The sequence below is a fragment of the Nocardia sp. NPDC058640 genome, assembly GCF_042716995.1.
Taxonomy (GTDB): domain Bacteria; phylum Actinomycetota; class Actinomycetes; order Mycobacteriales; family Mycobacteriaceae; genus Nocardia.
The window spans coordinates 55158-69476 of sequence record NZ_JBHXRG010000003.1; the positions used below are offsets into that span (position 1 = coordinate 55158).

Below are 14319 nucleotides of genomic sequence, written 5' to 3' on the forward strand. Positions count from 1 at the left end.
ATCGACGTACATCGCTCACTCACTCACCTGAAAGCATGCGCCGGTTGGTATCGATCGCTGCGGAATATTGAGTGTGAGCAGATTTAGCTGACGCACTCATCTCGCGAATGCCCTCCGCGAATTCCCGTGCGCCAGTTGCCCATTGCTGGTGTGCGACTTGGTAGGCATCCGCGGCGACACTTTCCCACCCGGTGCCGACGAGTGTCGCAACTCTGTCGTCGATCTCATCGAGGTGCTCTGCGACAAAGCTGGCCAGTCCAGCCACCTTGGCGACAATGTCTTCGAGATGGTCGAGGTCGAGCGAGAATTCCGACCCCATCACAGACCCGGCAGATCTAGACTGAATGCACCGAGGTCTGCACTGAACGATTGGTCAGCCTGGCTATACGTATCGGCAGACACGCCTAGTTTTTCTGCCATTTCTGTGAGAGCACTGATTACGGCGACACCACCCGAACGAGTCTCGGACCAGGCGGTCGCGAACGACTCAGCGTAGTCGCCGGTCCAGCTCCCTCCAGCGCACGCATCTACCTCGCGAGATGCAATGTCGAGAGCCTGGCGTAGTGTATCAGCGAGGCCATACACGAAAGTACCTACGTCGCGGACTTTTTCGGGAACAACCGTCAGCGACTGGCCGTCCCCCCAAGGGTGCTCATGGACACGATTCTAGTACAGACTCGCGCTTTCGCTGGCTGTGGCGGTGGTCCAAGCGTGGGGTGCGGCGATCTGCGTTCGGGGCAGACCTGAACGTCGCAGTGCGGTTTGAGGCCTCGGATTCCGGTTGCCATGCACATCGGGCGGGCTGGGTCGCTCAGCCGCGTGGGTTGTGGTCGTCGTACTCGAAGACGCTGACTGTGCGGAGGTGCTCGCCCTCGTCGGCGGTGAGGGCTCAGGCTTGGCCCATGCCGGTCGGAAGTCAGTAGTACCAGCCGTCGCGCAGGTGGACGTAGCACCGGTAGGCGGTGTCGGCGCTGGCGTACGCGAAAGCTTCGCGAAGCGGAAACTCGATCAGGCATGCCCTCAACCAGAGACTGCGCTTACGAGATGGGCACGTCGGGTACGGGGGTCTGCCGGAGTACCGCGTCGCGGGCTCGGCACCGCCATCCTTCAGCACGGTGTCGTTGTTGCCTGATCTATCGGCATAGACCGAATCCTGGTCACATGCGACAACAACAACCGCGGATCGCGGCGGGTAATCGAACCCTGTTGTGGCACACTGGAATCGGTCGAACCATGGACCGATGGTGGCGACATTCGCCGGTACTGGATCAGCTGATAGGACAATGGAGACCATCACCGAATCGGCCTCACACACGATGCCGTGTATCGAGTGCGGAAAGCCCTCAGAGTCCACCGTCACTGAGGCGCTGGTGGGCGCAGACCACCGGTGGGACGTAGACGGCCAATGCTCGGAATGCGGGTGCGTGTGGGCGGACTGCGGTTACCAGCAGCCACTCGCGGGCTTTCGTGACACGATCCTGGCCGCGAATGGGCCGACAGTCCTCGAAAGCCAGACTGGCGGTGCGTCTTTGGTGACGGTGATGCGAGCATTGCGCTCCGCGAGGTCGCTGTCGTTGGTGCAGGCCCGGATCATGGCCGAGGAGTTGTGCGAGGCGGGGCTCGAGGGCACACGAGTCGAGATGGAAATCCTCGCGCGCCGACTTCGCACGTCGGGCGTGGACGTGAGTATTCGATCCGGCCACAGCAAATTCTGAACGAAGAAGGCCCCGATCTATACGATCGGGGCCTTCTGTACGTGTCCGGAGGGGGACTTGAACCCCCACGTCCGTTAAAGGACACTAGCACCTCAAGCTAGCGCGTCTGCCATTCCGCCACCCGGACTTGTTGGTGTGCCAAAAGATTATCCGACACACTGTCGTAAACCAAATCGCCTAGCTGACCTGCGGCTTTACTTCGTGACGTCACACGGGTCGCGGAGCGAAAACCTGCTCCAGTAGCGCCCGCAGACGGTCCCGGTCCTGGTTGCTGAGTCGGTCCAGCCCGTCCTGCGTGACACGCATTTTCGCGCGAATGGCGTCGACCACACGTTCACCCTCGGTTGTGATGACGAGATTTGTGACACGTCGGTCGGTGGGGTTGGTTTCGCGGCGGACCAGGTCGCGCTTTTCCAGGCGGTTGATGATCCCGGTGATGTTGGAGGCGTCACAGGCCAGGGTGTGGGCCAGGGCGCGCATCGCGACGGGGCCTCGGCGTAGGACGGTCAGGGTTTTGCCTTGGCTCGCGGTGAGGTTTTCGCTGGCCGCGGCGGTGGTGAAGTCGCCGTAGTAGGCGCCCAGTGACACCGAGAGCAGCTCCATGAGCTGGGCCGTATCGACGTGGGGTGCTTCTTCCATACCGACCAGCCTAGCCGCAGAAACTTGACTATCTCAAATAGTTACCTCTAGCGTGGGGGTATTGCTTGAAGTTCTCAACCTTCGATGTTGTCAAGGAGTATCCAGTGATCGTCACCGACGTCTCTCGTACGGCCCAGGTCCTGTCGCGGCCCGTCATGCTGAACGGCCTGACCGTGCCCAACCGCATCGCGATGGCGCCGATGACGCGCATGTTCTCGCCGGAGGGCATTCCCGGTGACGATGTGCGGTCGTATTACGCCCGTCGCGCCGCCGCCGGTGTCGGCCTGATCATCACCGAGGGGACGTACGTCGGCCACGATTCGGCCGGGCAGAGCGACCGGGTGCCGCGTTTCCACGGTGCGGAGCAGCTCGCGGGATGGGCGAAGGTCGTGCAGGACGTGCACGCCGCGGGAGGCAAGATCGTGCCGCAGCTGTGGCATATCGGCATGGTCCGCAATCAGGGAGAACCGCCGTTCGTCGATGCTCCCGCGGTCGGCCCTTCCGGCATTCGCGTCGACGGCACCGAGGGTGCAGGCAAGGCGATGACCCGGCGTGACCTGGACGACGTGATCAGCGCTTTCGCCGAGGCTGCCGCGGCGGCTGAACGCATCGGCTTCGACGGCGTCGAACTGCACGGCGCGCACGGCTATCTCCTCGACCAGTTCCTGTGGGAGCGCACGAACCGCCGCGACGATCTGTACGGCGGTGACTCGGTGGCCCGCACGCGGTTCGCCGCGGAGATCGTGGCTGCGGTGCGGGCGGTCGTCTCGCCCGACTTCCCGGTGATCTTCCGGTACTCCCAGTGGAAGCAGGAAGCCTACGACGCGCGCCTGGCCCAGACCCCGCAGGAACTGGAGGCCATCCTCGCGCCGCTCGTGACTGCCGGCGTCGACGCCTTCCACGCCTCCACCCGCCGCTACTGGCTGCCCGAATTCGACGGCTCCGACCTGAACCTGGCCGGTTGGACCAAGAAACTCACGGGCAAGCCCACCATCACCGTCGGCTCGGTCGGCCTCGACGGCGACTTCCTCCACGCCTTCCGCGGGCAGGGCGCCGAACTGGGCAATCTCGACAACCTGCTCGATCGCATGGAACGCGATGAGTTCGACATGGTGGCGGTCGGCCGCGCCCTGCTCCAGGATCCGGAGTGGGCGGCCAAGGTCCTCGCAGGTCGGGTCGACGAGCTGAAGCCTTACGACGCGGCGGCGTTGAAGACCTTGAGCTGATCCCCTCAGGCTCCGATCGAGGTGCATCCCAAAGGTCCGACTGCGGCCCATCCGAACATCAACCCGAGCTCCGGCCTGCATGCCGACCTTTCTGGCCACGGCAGATGGGCTTTCACTGAGTCGCGGTAGTGCCGAGCGTCGACATGGCCTTCTGGGGGTCAGTCACCGACACGGTGACATCGCGGCCGTCGGACAGGCGCAACCGCAGCGCGGGACCACTGCGCAATGTCAGTAGCCAGCCCCGCGTCGGCAGCCAGAACATCCCCCAACTCCACGGACTCCACCAGGGAATGTCGATGACCTCGACGTGGGCGATAGTCGCTGCGGCATAGGCGAATCGAGGCAGACCGAGGACGCCGAAGCTGGCGGTCAAACCGGTGGGGCCGGTACTCACACGCAGGCTGGTCGCGGTCGCGATCATGGCGATCACGAGCACGACTCCGGCCGCGACCGGGACAGCGGCGCCAGTCCACGGCCCATTGGACGAGGCGCCGATCGCCAACACCGGGACTGTGGCGGCAATAGCGAGCCACAGCATCGGCCAGTTGGTGACGCGGCAGGTGTACACCGTCGACTCGGGCATTACATCAACTCCTCGATCAAGCCGAGCACCTCGGCTTTGCGGTATCCCTGCGCCAGCGCGACCTCGATCAGTTGTCGAGCGGCCTGTTCGACCGGCGCCGAACTGGCGGCGGTCGAGGTCACCCGAACTCCACGTCCGCGCCGGAAGTCCACCACCCCTTCCTCGCGTAGATGCCGGTAGGCGGCCAGGACGGTGTTGCGGTCGACCGACAATGCCGCAGCCAACTCCTTCGCCGGCGGTAGCTGTTCGTTGACAGCCAACTCGCCGGCGCTGACCGCCCGGCGGACGCACGCTGCGATCTGGTCTTGCAGCGTTGCCTTTGAGTTCTGATCGATGCGCCACAACATGGTGCTAATAAGACTAGCACCAATCTGCTCTAGCTCGGCGTGCGCTCGGGTCTGGAGACCGATCCCAACAACAAGGTTGGCCGTCGGCACGTCATCAACACCTCGCGATGTGGGACATCGAGCTGCTCGGCCGTTGAAGTTGGGTAGCGAAATGGACTGGTAACCGAGCAGTTGAATGTCGCACGCTCGCACCATCGCTGAGACTGCAGGAGGTGCGCGATGGTTCGCAGAGGTGAACACGCAGTGGTACTCGGTGCGAGCATGGCAGGTCTGCTCGCCGCCCGAGTGCTGTCCGATTCCTACGACCGGGTCACCGTGGTGGAACGAGATCGCCTCGACGGTGGGTTCGAAACACGGCGCGGGGTTCCGCAGGGCAAGCACGTGCACGCGTTGCTGCCCAGCGGATCACAGGCGCTGGAGCAGCTGTTTCCCGGGCTGCTCGACGAGCTAGAGGCCGCCGGGACCGAGGTGATCGATGACTACACCGGGTTCTATTTCTCGATCGCGGGCAACCGTCTGTCGGCGCACGCGAAGCCCGGTGTGCGGACCTATCTGCCGACCAGGCCGCATCTGGAAGGCCGAGTGCGCGAACGTGTTCGGGCGCTGACGGCACTGCGGTTCGCCGACGGCCGCGATGTGGTCGGCCTAGTCGCGAACGAGTCGCGCGACCGGGTCACCGGTGTCAGGATCATCGCCCGCACGGCGGGCAGCGCGGAGGAAGTTCTCGCGGCCGACCTCATTGTGGACGCCATGGGCCGAGGTACCCGGACCCCGGCCTGGCTGAGCGAGCTCGGCTACGAAATGCCCGCCGAGGACGAGGTTTCCGTCCACATCGGGTACTCGAGTGTGTCGCTGCGGCTGCGTCCGGGGACCGAACCGGAGAATCTGGTCTTGATCGGTCCTGCTCCCGACCGGCCCATCGGGATGGCGTTGCTCGCCAACGAGGACGGCACCTGGTTGTTCACCGCGACCGGGTATCGAGATCATCACCCCGGCACGAGTTTCGACGAACTGGTCGAGTTCGTGGCAGCGTTCGCCCCACCGCATGTGCTCGACGCATTGCGCGCCGCGCAGGCGCTGTCCCCAGTGGCGACCTACCGGTACGACGCCAACCGTCGCCGCCGCTACGACCGGGCGCGCCGACTGCCGCGCGCGCTGATCGTCGCCGGTGATGCGCTGTGCGGTTTCAACCCCATCTACGCACAGGGCATGTCGGCGGCCGCGCTGCAGGTGATGGCGTTGCGGGAGTGCCTGCGCACGGGCGGCGACGACGTGGAACGCCGGTACTTTCGCAAGGCGATCGCCGCGGTGGATGTCGCCTGGCGGCTCGCGGTGGGCGCCGACCTGACCCAACCCCTGGTGGAAGGGACCCGGACACTCCAGATCCGGCTGGTCAACGCCTATGTCCGGCGGCTGCTGGAAGTGGGCAGGCACGACCCGATCGTCGCCGCGCGATTCCTGCGGGTCTCGGCCCTGCTCGACCATCCCGCGCGGTTGTTGCGCCCTGGCACCCTGGCGCGGGTGTCGGTCGGAATGCACAAGCGGGTGGACACGGCGTCAGCGCGACCGGCGGCGTTCGCACGGTGAGAATCGGCTGCGGCGAGCGGGCCCCGTCGATGATCGGACCTGGTAGATATAGGCCATGATCGAGGACACGATGACCGTGGCTGATCGGCTCCGATCAGCGCGTCGGCGGCGGTTCGTCGGGCGGGCAGGCGAAGTGGAATTGTTCCGCGCGGCGCTGGACGCGGACGAACCTCCGTTCACGGTGCTGTTCCTGCACGGGCCGGGCGGGATCGGCAAGTCCGCGCTGCTGGCGGAAATGGTCGAGCTGGCCGAACTCGCGGGCGCGGCGACCACACGGGTGGACGGACGCACCGTCGAGCCGTCTCCCTCGGCGCTTCGCGCGGCGTTGGCTCCGTCGCCGAGCGCGTCGTCGGTCGTATTCATCGACACTTTCGAACGTCTTGCGCCACTGGAGGATTGGTTGCGCGAGTCCTTGCTCCCCACGCTGGCGACGAACGTCGTTGTGGTGATCGCCAGCCGTCATCCACCTGCCCGCGCGTGGTCAGACGACCCCGGTTGGCGGGATCTGCTGCGGACGATCTCGTTGCGCAACCTCGCACCCGACGACGCCCGCGCCTACCTGCGGGTCGCCGCCGTGCCCGCGGACAAACACGACCGGCTGCTGGCGCTCACCCATGGCCACCCGCTGGCGTTGTCGTTGCTGGTCGACGTGCTCGCGCAGACCGCCGGTGAACTGCCCGCCGCGCTGGTGCAGGCCCCCGACGCGGTCCGCGCGCTGCTCGCCCGGTTCGTCGATTCGGTGCCGAGCCGGCGTCATCGGGCCGCGCTCGAGGTGTGCGCGCACGTCCGGTTCACCACCGAGGCGCTGCTGCGGGCCGCGCTCGGCGAATCCGATTGCGCCGATGTCTTCGACTGGTTGCGCGGGCTGGCGATCATCGAACCGGGGCCGCTCGGACTGGCACCGCACGAGATCGCCCGCGACGTCCTCGACGCCGACCTGCGGTGGCGTGATCCTGAGTCCTACCTCGATGTGCATCGACGGGTGCGCGCGCACCTCATCGAGGTGCTCGACGCCACCGCGCAGCAAGCGCGCTGGCCCGTCGCCGACCTGGTCTTCCTGCACCGCCACAACCCGTCCATTTCGGCGTATTGGGATTGGTCGAGCTTCGGTCGGGCCTTTCCCGACCGGTACCGCGCCGAGTACCGGGAGTCGATCCTGGCGATGACGAAGCGGCATCAGGGCCCCGAGCAGGCCGAGTTGGTGGACTTCTGGTTGGCTCGCCAGCCCGAACAGTTCGTCGTGGTCCGGGCTTCGGGCAGCGCGCCGATCGGCTATTTCTGTCGGCTGGCCCTGCACGAGGCGACCGAGGCCGAGCTGGCCGCCGACCCCGGCACTCACACCATGTGGGATTACGCGACCAGATATGGCGGGCCCCGACCGGGCGAGCCGGTGCACGCGGGGCGCTTCCTCGTCGACGCGGAACTGAACCAACTCCCGTCATCGACCATCAATGTGGTGACGGCCTGCTCGACGCAGTTCTGGTTGTCCCGCCCGGATCTGACCTGGGATTTCATCGGCGCTTTCGAGGCATCGCAGGCATGGGAGCCCTTCATGTCCCATATCGATTTCCATCGTGCGCACGAGGCTGAATTCGAGGTCGGTGGCCGTCGATACGCGGTGTACGCCCATGACTGGCGGAGGGTGGGCATTCCCGAGTGGCTCGATCGGACCAGTGATCGTGTCATCGGCGCGGTCCCCGCGCGACTCGCACTGCCCAACCCGCTACTGGTGCTGTCTCAGCCCGAGTTCGCCGACGCGGTCCGCTCAGCGTTGCGCGAGCTCGGCCGCGGCGGCGGTCTCGAACGAAATCCGCTGCTTCGGTCGAAGGTGGTTGCTGATCACGCGGGCCCGAACACCGGCGCCGCCCTGCGTGAGTTGCTCATCGCGATCGTCGAGTCGGTGCGCGAGGACTCGCGCGGCGAGAAGCTCTATCGCGTTCTCGACCGCACCTACCTGCGGCCGGCGCCGACACAGGAGCGGGCCGCCGAACAACTCGGGCTACCGTTCTCCACCTACCGGCGCCACCTGACCCAGGGGATCGAGCGAGTAGTCGCCAAGATGTGGCATGCCGAGCTCTACGGAACCGGCTGACCGGCCATACAGAAGGCCCCGATCAAAACGATCGGGGCCTTCTTCGTTCAGAATTCGAGCCGCGGGATCAGTGGCCGAGACCTGTTCAGGATCAGAGGAATGGGCCGAACGCCCTGCCCGCGTCACCCAGTTTCTCGAAGAACGACCGTTCCGGTGGCGGCGGCGGGACCGGAGTCCAGGCCATGTACAACTTCCCGTCGAAGGCCGCGAGTGCGGGGCCGACGCCGGTATTCACATTCGCGTTCTGTTCGGGCTTGCTCCAGGCTTTGCCGTCATAGGACGCCCACCAGATCGCGGGGGCGTCGGCCGCCTTCCACGCCAGGTACAGCCGGCCGTCGTAGGTGGCGAGTGCGGGACTGACGTGGGTTGCCGCGTTGGCGATCGACAGCGGCTTGCTCCAATTCTTGCCATCGCAGATCGACCAATAGATCTTGGTGTCGGAACTGCTCTTCCACGCCAGATGGACCTGATCATTGAAGGTGGACAGTGCCGGGCTCGCCGACGAAGTGGCGTCGGGAACCTTGTGTTGCTCCTGTCAGGTGAGGCCGTCCGCCGAGGCAGACCACCAGATCTGCTGGTCGCCTCCTGATCCCTGCCACGCCAGGAACAGCCCGTCGTGATGCTGTGCCGCTGTGGGGCCGTCATCGGAGGAGGACCCGATGCCGAGGTTGCGGCTGGGCTGCCAAGCCCCGTCGCCGAAAGTGGACGACCACAGTGTGGTGTTGCCATCGCCGCCGCGTGCGATCTGTACGACGCCGTTCTTGGCGGGGTTGGGCGCCAGAGACGGCCGACTCCACGACGATCCCTCCGGTTGCTGCTGGTCCTCGCGCCAGTTCTGCCCATCGGTGGTGCTGGTCCACCACAGGGTCTGGTCACCGCGGCCCTTCCAAGCGAGGAACAGTGTGGTGTCCACCGCGGCCAGGGTCGGCTGTTTGTCGGTGACGGCGGACAAGGCCTGGTAGGGGCTCCATGCTCGACCGTCGAAGCTGGACAGATAGATTCGCTGGTCGCCGGGGTTGACGGGTGTGAGCGGAAAGAGTTGGTTGAGAATCCCCGCCACGTCGTGGGTGGCCTGATCGCCACCGGTGTTGGTGGTGGTGACCTCTTTGCTGCGCTGAAACCAGGTATTGGCGGCGATGTGCCAGGTCTTGTTGGTGCCGTCTTCGACGACGGTGATCCATTCCAGGTGCCAGTCCGACCCCAGGCCCGTGGGGTCGAGCTCGACTTCGAGTGCGGTCCCCGGCTGTATGTTGACACTCGCGTCGATGTGGTAGGTGTCGCGGCTTCCGGCCTCGAAGTCGTTGCCTGCGTGATCCAGTGTGAACCAGTCGGTCAGTCCATAATTGTCGCGATTGAAGCGAACCTTGACTGTGCCGTCGGTTCCCCCTCCTGACACATTTCCCGTCTGAACAGTCAGGTTGTAACCCATGCCGAACCTCCCGGTGGAACGCGCTGCGGTGAATCACGGTCAACCCTCGTCGCTGAGGTGAGTCAACGAAATCACATGTGCCACAACGATGTTGGGTGATCTGGCCAAAACGACAGGACCGGGCGGTTTGCTCGAAGGTCCGGCGCCTCGCGCGAAGGGGATCAGCTGTAGGCCCGCTGATTGATAGTGTGGGCGAAACGCCAGTGTGCGTGGCTCGAACGTTTCGTGTGTTGTGTGAATCTCGGTGTCGGACTCCAGAGATCGGAACAGCTCGATATGCGACTGAATCCTTCGGATACGGAAAAGCTGCTGCTCAGCGTTGCGGGGATGGTGGCGCGCGACCGGCATGAGCGTGGTGTGAAACTCAATTATCCCGAGGCGGTGGCGTTGCTGTCGTGCTGGGCGATCGAGCGTGCTCGCGACGGTCGGTCGGTGGCCGAGGTGATGAGCGCGGGTCGGCAGGTGCTCACGCGCGGGGATGTGATGGACGGTATCCCGGAGATGTTGGGGGACGTGCAGGTCGAAGCGACGTTTCGTGACGGTCGCAAGTTGGTCACCATCACCGAGCCGATTCGATGATCCCCGGTGAGTACCGGTTCGGTGAGGTTCCCTTGCCGGACGAGAGCGGTCGCGACCAACTCGACGTGGTGATGGTGAACACCGGGGATCGGCCGATTCAGGTCGGTTCGCATCTGCATCTGCCCGAGGCGAACGCCGCGCTGGAGTTCGACCGCACCGTCACGGTCGGTTTCCATCTCGATATCCAGGCGGGCACTTCGATCCGGTTCGAGCCGGGCGTGAGCCGCAACGTGGCGTGCACCCGGTTCGGTGGCCGGGTGGGTCGGGAGATGACGCGGTGAACGCGATTTCACGGCATCGGTCCGCGGAGTTGTTCGGGCCGACCACCGGTGATCAGATCAGGCTCGGTGACACCGATGTGTGGATCGAGGTCGAATCCGATCGCACCAACCGGTATGACGCGGTCGTGTTCGGTGGTGGCAAGACCATTCGCGACGGGATGGGTCAGGGGCGGGTCAGTCGGGATCAGGGCGCCCTGGATGTGGTGGTCACCAACGTTGTGGTGCTGGACCATGGGGGCATTGTCAAAGCCGATGTCGGGATCCGGGACGGGCGCATCGTCGCGGTCGGGCGCGCGGGCAACAGCGAGATCATGGACGGCATCGACGCGGGGATGGAGATCGGGCCCAGCACCGATGTCATCGCCGGGGAGGGCTGCATTCTGACCGCGGGTGCGGTCGACACGCACGTGCACTTCCTGTCCGAGATCGAGATTCGCGAGGGCATCGCGGCGGGCACGACCACCATGATCGGTGGTGGCGCCGGGCCGACGAAGGGCACGAAGGCGACCTCGGTGACACCGGGTGCGTGGTCGTTGGCGATGGTGCACCGCGCGCTGGACGAATTGCCGGTCAACGTCCTGCTTTTCGGCAAGGGCAGCACCACCAGCGTTGAGGCACTGCGGGAGGACGCGCTCGCGGGGGCCGGTGGCTACAAGATCCACGAGGACTGGGGTTCGGCGCCGCCGGTGATCGATGCGGCGTTGCGCGCGGCTGACGAGTTCGGTCTGCAGGTGGCCCTGCACAGCGACAGCCTCAACGAAACCGGGTATGTCCAGGAGACGATCGATGCGATCGCGGGGCGCGGGATCCACGCGTTCCACTCCGAGGGTGCGGGTGGTGGGCACGCGCCCGACATCATGGTGTTGGCCGGTCAGCCGAATGTGCTTCCCGCGTCGACGAATCCGACGATGCCGTTCAGCGTCAACACTGTCGTGGAGCACCTGGACATGCTGATCGTGTGTCACGCGCTCAATCCGAAAGTGCCCGAGGATCTGGCCTTCGCCGAATCACGCATCCGCGCCACGACCATGGCCGCGGAGGACATCCTGCACGACCTCGGCGCGATCTCGATCATGTCCACCGACGGCCAGGCCATGGGCCGCATCGGGGAGATGATCTGCCGTACCTGGCAGACCGCGCACGTGATGAAATCGCGCTTCGGACGCGGTGATTCGACGTTGCCGGCCGATAACGAGCGCGCTCGCCGCTATGTCGCCAAGTACACGATCTGTCCGGCGGTGGCGCACGGCATCGATCACGAGGTCGGGTCGGTGGAGGCGGGCAAGATGGCTGATCTGGTGCTGTGGAAGCCGGCGTTCTTCGGGATTCGGCCGGAGGCGGTGATCAAATCCGGTGCGGTGGTGGCCGCGCCGTTGGGCGATCCGGCCGCTTCGATCACCACACCGCAGCCGGTGTTGATGCGGCCCGGTTTGGCGGCTCACGGTGTGGCGGCGGCGCACCTGTCGACGACGTTCGTGGCGCCGATCGCCTTGGATACCGGGCTCGAGCAGCGGCTCGGTCTCACTCGCAGGCTGGCGGCGGTGCGTCCGACTCGCGACATCGGGAAGAAGGACCTGCCGCGAAACAACGCACTGCCACGCATCGAGATCGACCCGGAGACCTTCATCGTGTCGATCGACGGAGTTCCGGTGCCGCCGCAGCCCGCGGTGGAGCTTCCGCTCGCCCAACGCTATCTGATGTTTTGAGCAGCGTTGTCGATCTGCTGCTGGCGGATGGGCGCCTGCCGGTGGGTGGTCACGCCCATTCCGCGGGGCTCGAACCGGCATTGCGCGCGGCGATGCCCCCGACGCAGATCTCGCGGTACCTGACCGCGCGCTTGCACACGGTCGGGCGCGTGGAGGCGGCTACGGCAGTGCTTGCTCGGCGGGCAGCACTCAGCGAATTCACCGACCTCGATCAGATTCACAGTGCTTATGCGGCAAGGACTTCCAGTTCTGCTCTGCGCGCGGCCTCGGTGCAACTGGGCCGGGGAATCTCCCGGCTCGCACAGCAGTTGTGGCCCGCGGAACCGTGCATAACCGCACTCGCCGCGATGGCGGCACCGTATCGCCCGGTCGCCTTCGGGGTGGTCGCGGCGGTCGCCGGACTCGACGACATCCGGACCGCCCGCACCGCGCTCTACGACGATCTGCAGACCGCCGCCTGCGCCGCACCGAAACTGATCGCCGTGGACCCGGTCGAGCCCGTGCGCTGGGTGCTCGCGCTGGCAGACACCGTGGAACGCATCGCCGACCTGGCCGTGACCGTCACCGGGTGTGCCGATCTGCCCGCGCCGACCGCACCACAGATCGAGCAGTGGTCCCTCGAACATGCGAACCGACACAGGAGGATTTTCCATGCTTGAAAAGTCTGACCCGTCAACACGTCCCTTGCGTTTGGGTGTGGCGGGGCCCGTGGGTACCGGCAAGAGCACGCTCATCGCCACCCTGTGCCGTCGGTTGGCGTCAGAGCTCGAGATGGCCGTGGTCACCAACGACATCTACACCGACGAGGATGCCCGGCTGCTGCGGGCCGCGGGGGTGTTGCCGGTGGAGCGGATCGTCGCGGTGGAGACCGGCGCGTGCCCGCACACCGCGATCCGCGACGACGTGACACCCAACCTCCTCGCAGTCGAGGATCTCGAAAGGCAGTTCGCGCCTTTGGATCTGGTGCTGGTCGAAAGCGGTGGCGACAACCTCACCGCGACGTTCAGCCCGGCCCTGGTCGACGCGCAGGTGTTCTGCATCGACGTCGCCGGTGGGGGAGACGTCGCCCGGAAGGGCGGTCCCGGTATCGAACGGGCGGATCTGCTCGTGGTCAACAAGACCGACCTGGGCCCGCACGTGGGCGTTGACCCTGATCAGATGGTGCGTGACGCCAGCGCCGTGCGCGGCGGGCTGCCGGTGGTGGCGTTGAGTCAGCGCGATCCGGCCAGCATCGACGAACTCGTCGACTGGGTGCGCACGGTGCTGAACGCGCACCGCGGTGGTGCTTTGGTACCGGCTGATCCGGGTCCGATGGCGCCGCATTTCCACGCCGATGACGAGCACGGACACGTCCATGACCATCAGCACGCTCACCAGCACTGAGCCCGACGTCGCGCCGGTGCTGCCGACGCGAATCTCGGTGCAGCCCAGTGCGACCGGAGTGGTCGTCGAGATGCTGGATCGGGGGGATTTTCTGGCGCCGCGGCTGTTGAGTATCGATGGTGCGCGGGTGCGGATCGCGCTGGTCGGGTGCTGTGCGATGCTCGTCGCGGGAGACCGCCTCGAGCTCGACATCGCGGTCGGCGCCGGTGTCGAACTCGAACTCGTCGAGCCCTCGGGCACCGTCGCCTACAACGCCCGCGGCGGGAATGCGAGCTGGACAGCCCGAGTGACAGTAGCGTGCGGCGGGGTATTGCGTTGGCAGGCAGCGCCTTTGGTCATCTCCAAGGGTGCGGATCTGACCCGCTGCATCACCATCGATCTGGCCGAGGGGGCGAGGGCGGTGTTGTCGGAGGTCGTGGTGTTGGGTCGAAGTGGCGAGCGCGGTGGGGCGCTGCGTTCCAGCCAGCGCGTCACCTACGCCGCGGCACCGCTGCTGGTCGAGGAACTATACCTCGCCGACCCCGAATTGCGTTCGTGCCCTGGCATTCTGGGCGATTACCGCGTGATCGGCACCGTCGCGATTTTCGGGCATCGGCCCGACACGCTGCCGAGCCCGACCGCCACCTACCTCGCCGGACCGGGTGCGCTGGCCAGGGTACTGAGCCACGCGGCGCACACGATCGAGCACGAGATGGACCAGTGGTGGCAGGCCTGGCATCGGTAGTGCGTGCGCGACTGCCGCTGGTGAATGA

At 65.8% G+C, this 14319-nt stretch carries 17 protein-coding genes and 1 tRNA gene; 10 read left to right on the forward strand and 8 right to left on the reverse strand.

Translation table 11 applies throughout. The features are described from left to right. Positions 1-19: 19 nt before the first annotated feature. Positions 20-319 (reverse strand): WXG100 family type VII secretion target, encoded by a 300-nt coding sequence (locus tag ACFWU5_RS06615; RefSeq protein ID WP_379242934.1) that lies wholly within the window; start codon positions 317-319, stop codon positions 20-22. Next, positions 319-627 carry a WXG100 family type VII secretion target gene (locus tag ACFWU5_RS06620; protein ID WP_379266534.1) on the reverse strand — a complete coding sequence of 103 codons (309 nt, stop codon included), beginning with the start codon at positions 625-627 and terminating at the stop codon, positions 319-321. The genes ACFWU5_RS06615 and ACFWU5_RS06620 overlap by 1 nt, the downstream gene beginning before the upstream one ends. A 743-nt stretch (positions 628-1370) precedes the next feature. Here ACFWU5_RS06620 and ACFWU5_RS06625 point away from each other — a divergent pair. Beyond that, complete coding sequence (locus ACFWU5_RS06625) at positions 1371-1715, forward strand: hypothetical protein (protein WP_379242932.1); 345 nt, start codon at positions 1371-1373, stop codon at positions 1713-1715. Positions 1716-1757: 42 nt separating this feature from the next. On the opposite strand, the gene ACFWU5_RS06630 is transcribed toward ACFWU5_RS06625, so the two are convergent. Both ACFWU5_RS06630 and ACFWU5_RS06635 read right to left on the reverse strand, forming a co-directional pair. Next, a tRNA-Leu gene (locus ACFWU5_RS06630) sits at positions 1758-1842 on the reverse strand. Between the two features lie 80 nt (positions 1843-1922). After that, complete coding sequence (locus ACFWU5_RS06635; protein ID WP_379242931.1) at positions 1923-2354, reverse strand: MarR family winged helix-turn-helix transcriptional regulator; 432 nt, start codon at positions 2352-2354, stop codon at positions 1923-1925. 104 nt (positions 2355-2458) lie between these two features. On the opposite strand from ACFWU5_RS06635, the gene ACFWU5_RS06640 reads away from it, so the two are divergent. Next, complete coding sequence (locus ACFWU5_RS06640) at positions 2459-3580, forward strand: NADH:flavin oxidoreductase (protein WP_379242929.1); 1122 nt, start codon at positions 2459-2461, stop codon at positions 3578-3580. Between the two features lie 112 nt (positions 3581-3692). On the opposite strand, the gene ACFWU5_RS06645 is transcribed toward ACFWU5_RS06640, so the two are convergent. Both ACFWU5_RS06645 and ACFWU5_RS06650 read right to left on the reverse strand, forming a co-directional pair. Further along, complete coding sequence (locus ACFWU5_RS06645; protein ID WP_379242927.1) at positions 3693-4163, reverse strand: hypothetical protein; 471 nt, start codon at positions 4161-4163, stop codon at positions 3693-3695. After that, positions 4163-4510: a GntR family transcriptional regulator gene (locus ACFWU5_RS06650; protein WP_379242925.1), complete on the reverse strand. Its 348-nt coding sequence runs from the start codon at positions 4508-4510 to the stop codon at positions 4163-4165. Before ACFWU5_RS06650 ends, ACFWU5_RS06645 begins: the two co-directional genes overlap by 1 nt. Before the next feature lie 219 nt (positions 4511-4729). On the opposite strand from ACFWU5_RS06650, the gene ACFWU5_RS06655 reads away from it, so the two are divergent. After that, positions 4730-6097, forward strand: a complete 1368-nt coding sequence (locus ACFWU5_RS06655) for an FAD-dependent oxidoreductase (protein ID WP_379242923.1) — start codon at positions 4730-4732, stop codon at positions 6095-6097. Positions 6098-6152: 55 nt separating this feature from the next. Next, positions 6153-8189, forward strand: coding sequence for an ATP-binding protein (locus tag ACFWU5_RS06660; RefSeq protein ID WP_379242921.1), 2037 nt, complete (start codon positions 6153-6155; stop codon positions 8187-8189). Positions 8190-8280: 91 nt separating this feature from the next. Here the strand turns inward: ACFWU5_RS06660 and ACFWU5_RS06665 are convergent, their stop codons facing one another. Next, positions 8281-8424 (reverse strand): hypothetical protein, encoded by a 144-nt coding sequence (locus ACFWU5_RS06665; RefSeq protein ID WP_379266363.1) that lies wholly within the window; start codon positions 8422-8424, stop codon positions 8281-8283. A gap of 300 nt (positions 8425-8724) precedes the next feature. Further along, on the reverse strand, positions 8725-9618 hold the full coding sequence (locus ACFWU5_RS06670; RefSeq protein WP_379266364.1) for a PLAT/LH2 domain-containing protein: 894 nt from the start codon (positions 9616-9618) through the stop codon (positions 8725-8727). 276 nt (positions 9619-9894) lie between these two features. Here ACFWU5_RS06670 and ACFWU5_RS06675 point away from each other — a divergent pair, with 276 nt between their 5' ends. From ACFWU5_RS06675 to ACFWU5_RS06700, 6 genes are read left to right on the forward strand one after another with little or no spacing between them, the layout of a single operon-like run. Further along, positions 9895-10197: an urease subunit gamma gene (locus ACFWU5_RS06675; protein ID WP_379242917.1), complete on the forward strand. Its 303-nt coding sequence runs from the start codon at positions 9895-9897 to the stop codon at positions 10195-10197. Then, positions 10194-10478, forward strand: coding sequence for an urease subunit beta (ureB, locus tag ACFWU5_RS06680; RefSeq protein WP_379266365.1), 285 nt, complete (start codon positions 10194-10196; stop codon positions 10476-10478). Before ACFWU5_RS06675 ends, ureB begins: the two co-directional genes overlap by 4 nt. Then, a complete protein-coding gene (locus ACFWU5_RS06685; protein ID WP_379266366.1) occupies positions 10475-12184 on the forward strand; it encodes an urease subunit alpha in 1710 nt (569 codons plus the stop codon). The genes ureB and ACFWU5_RS06685 overlap by 4 nt, the downstream gene beginning before the upstream one ends. Beyond that, a complete protein-coding gene (locus ACFWU5_RS06690) occupies positions 12181-12843 on the forward strand; it encodes an urease accessory protein UreF (protein ID WP_379266367.1) in 663 nt (220 codons plus the stop codon). The genes ACFWU5_RS06685 and ACFWU5_RS06690 overlap by 4 nt, the downstream gene beginning before the upstream one ends. Next, positions 12836-13567, forward strand: a complete 732-nt coding sequence (gene ureG, locus ACFWU5_RS06695; protein ID WP_379266368.1) for an urease accessory protein UreG — start codon at positions 12836-12838, stop codon at positions 13565-13567. Before ACFWU5_RS06690 ends, ureG begins: the two co-directional genes overlap by 8 nt. After that, entirely contained in the window at positions 13539-14291 is a 753-nt protein-coding gene (locus tag ACFWU5_RS06700) for an urease accessory protein UreD (RefSeq protein ID WP_379266369.1), read from the forward strand. The genes ureG and ACFWU5_RS06700 overlap by 29 nt, the downstream gene beginning before the upstream one ends. Positions 14292-14319 lie beyond the last annotated feature (28 nt).

What these genes read in the sequence shown, in the direction of transcription:
- ACFWU5_RS06615 (WP_379242934.1), bottom strand. Translation starts at nt 319, where the DNA reads ATGGGGTCGGAATTCTCGCTCGACCTCGACCATCTCGAAGACATTGTC.
- ACFWU5_RS06635 (WP_379242931.1), bottom strand. Translation starts at nt 2,354, where the DNA reads ATGGAAGAAGCACCCCACGTCGATACGGCCCAGCTCATGGAGCTGCTC.
- ACFWU5_RS06645 (WP_379242927.1), bottom strand. Translation starts at nt 4,163, where the DNA reads ATGCCCGAGTCGACGGTGTACACCTGCCGCGTCACCAACTGGCCGATG.
- ACFWU5_RS06650 (WP_379242925.1), bottom strand. Translation starts at nt 4,510, where the DNA reads ATGTTGTGGCGCATCGATCAGAACTCAAAGGCAACGCTGCAAGACCAG.
- ACFWU5_RS06655 (WP_379242923.1), top strand. Translation starts at nt 4,730, where the DNA reads ATGGTTCGCAGAGGTGAACACGCAGTGGTACTCGGTGCGAGCATGGCA.
- ACFWU5_RS06660 (WP_379242921.1), top strand. Translation starts at nt 6,153, where the DNA reads ATGATCGAGGACACGATGACCGTGGCTGATCGGCTCCGATCAGCGCGT.
- ACFWU5_RS06670 (WP_379266364.1), bottom strand. Translation starts at nt 9,618, where the DNA reads ATGGGTTACAACCTGACTGTTCAGACGGGAAATGTGTCAGGAGGGGGA.
- ACFWU5_RS06675 (WP_379242917.1), top strand. Translation starts at nt 9,895, where the DNA reads ATGCGACTGAATCCTTCGGATACGGAAAAGCTGCTGCTCAGCGTTGCG.
- ureB (WP_379266365.1), top strand. Translation starts at nt 10,194, where the DNA reads ATGATCCCCGGTGAGTACCGGTTCGGTGAGGTTCCCTTGCCGGACGAG.
- ureG (WP_379266368.1), top strand. Translation starts at nt 12,836, where the DNA reads ATGCTTGAAAAGTCTGACCCGTCAACACGTCCCTTGCGTTTGGGTGTG.
- ACFWU5_RS06700 (WP_379266369.1), top strand. Translation starts at nt 13,539, where the DNA reads ATGACCATCAGCACGCTCACCAGCACTGAGCCCGACGTCGCGCCGGTG.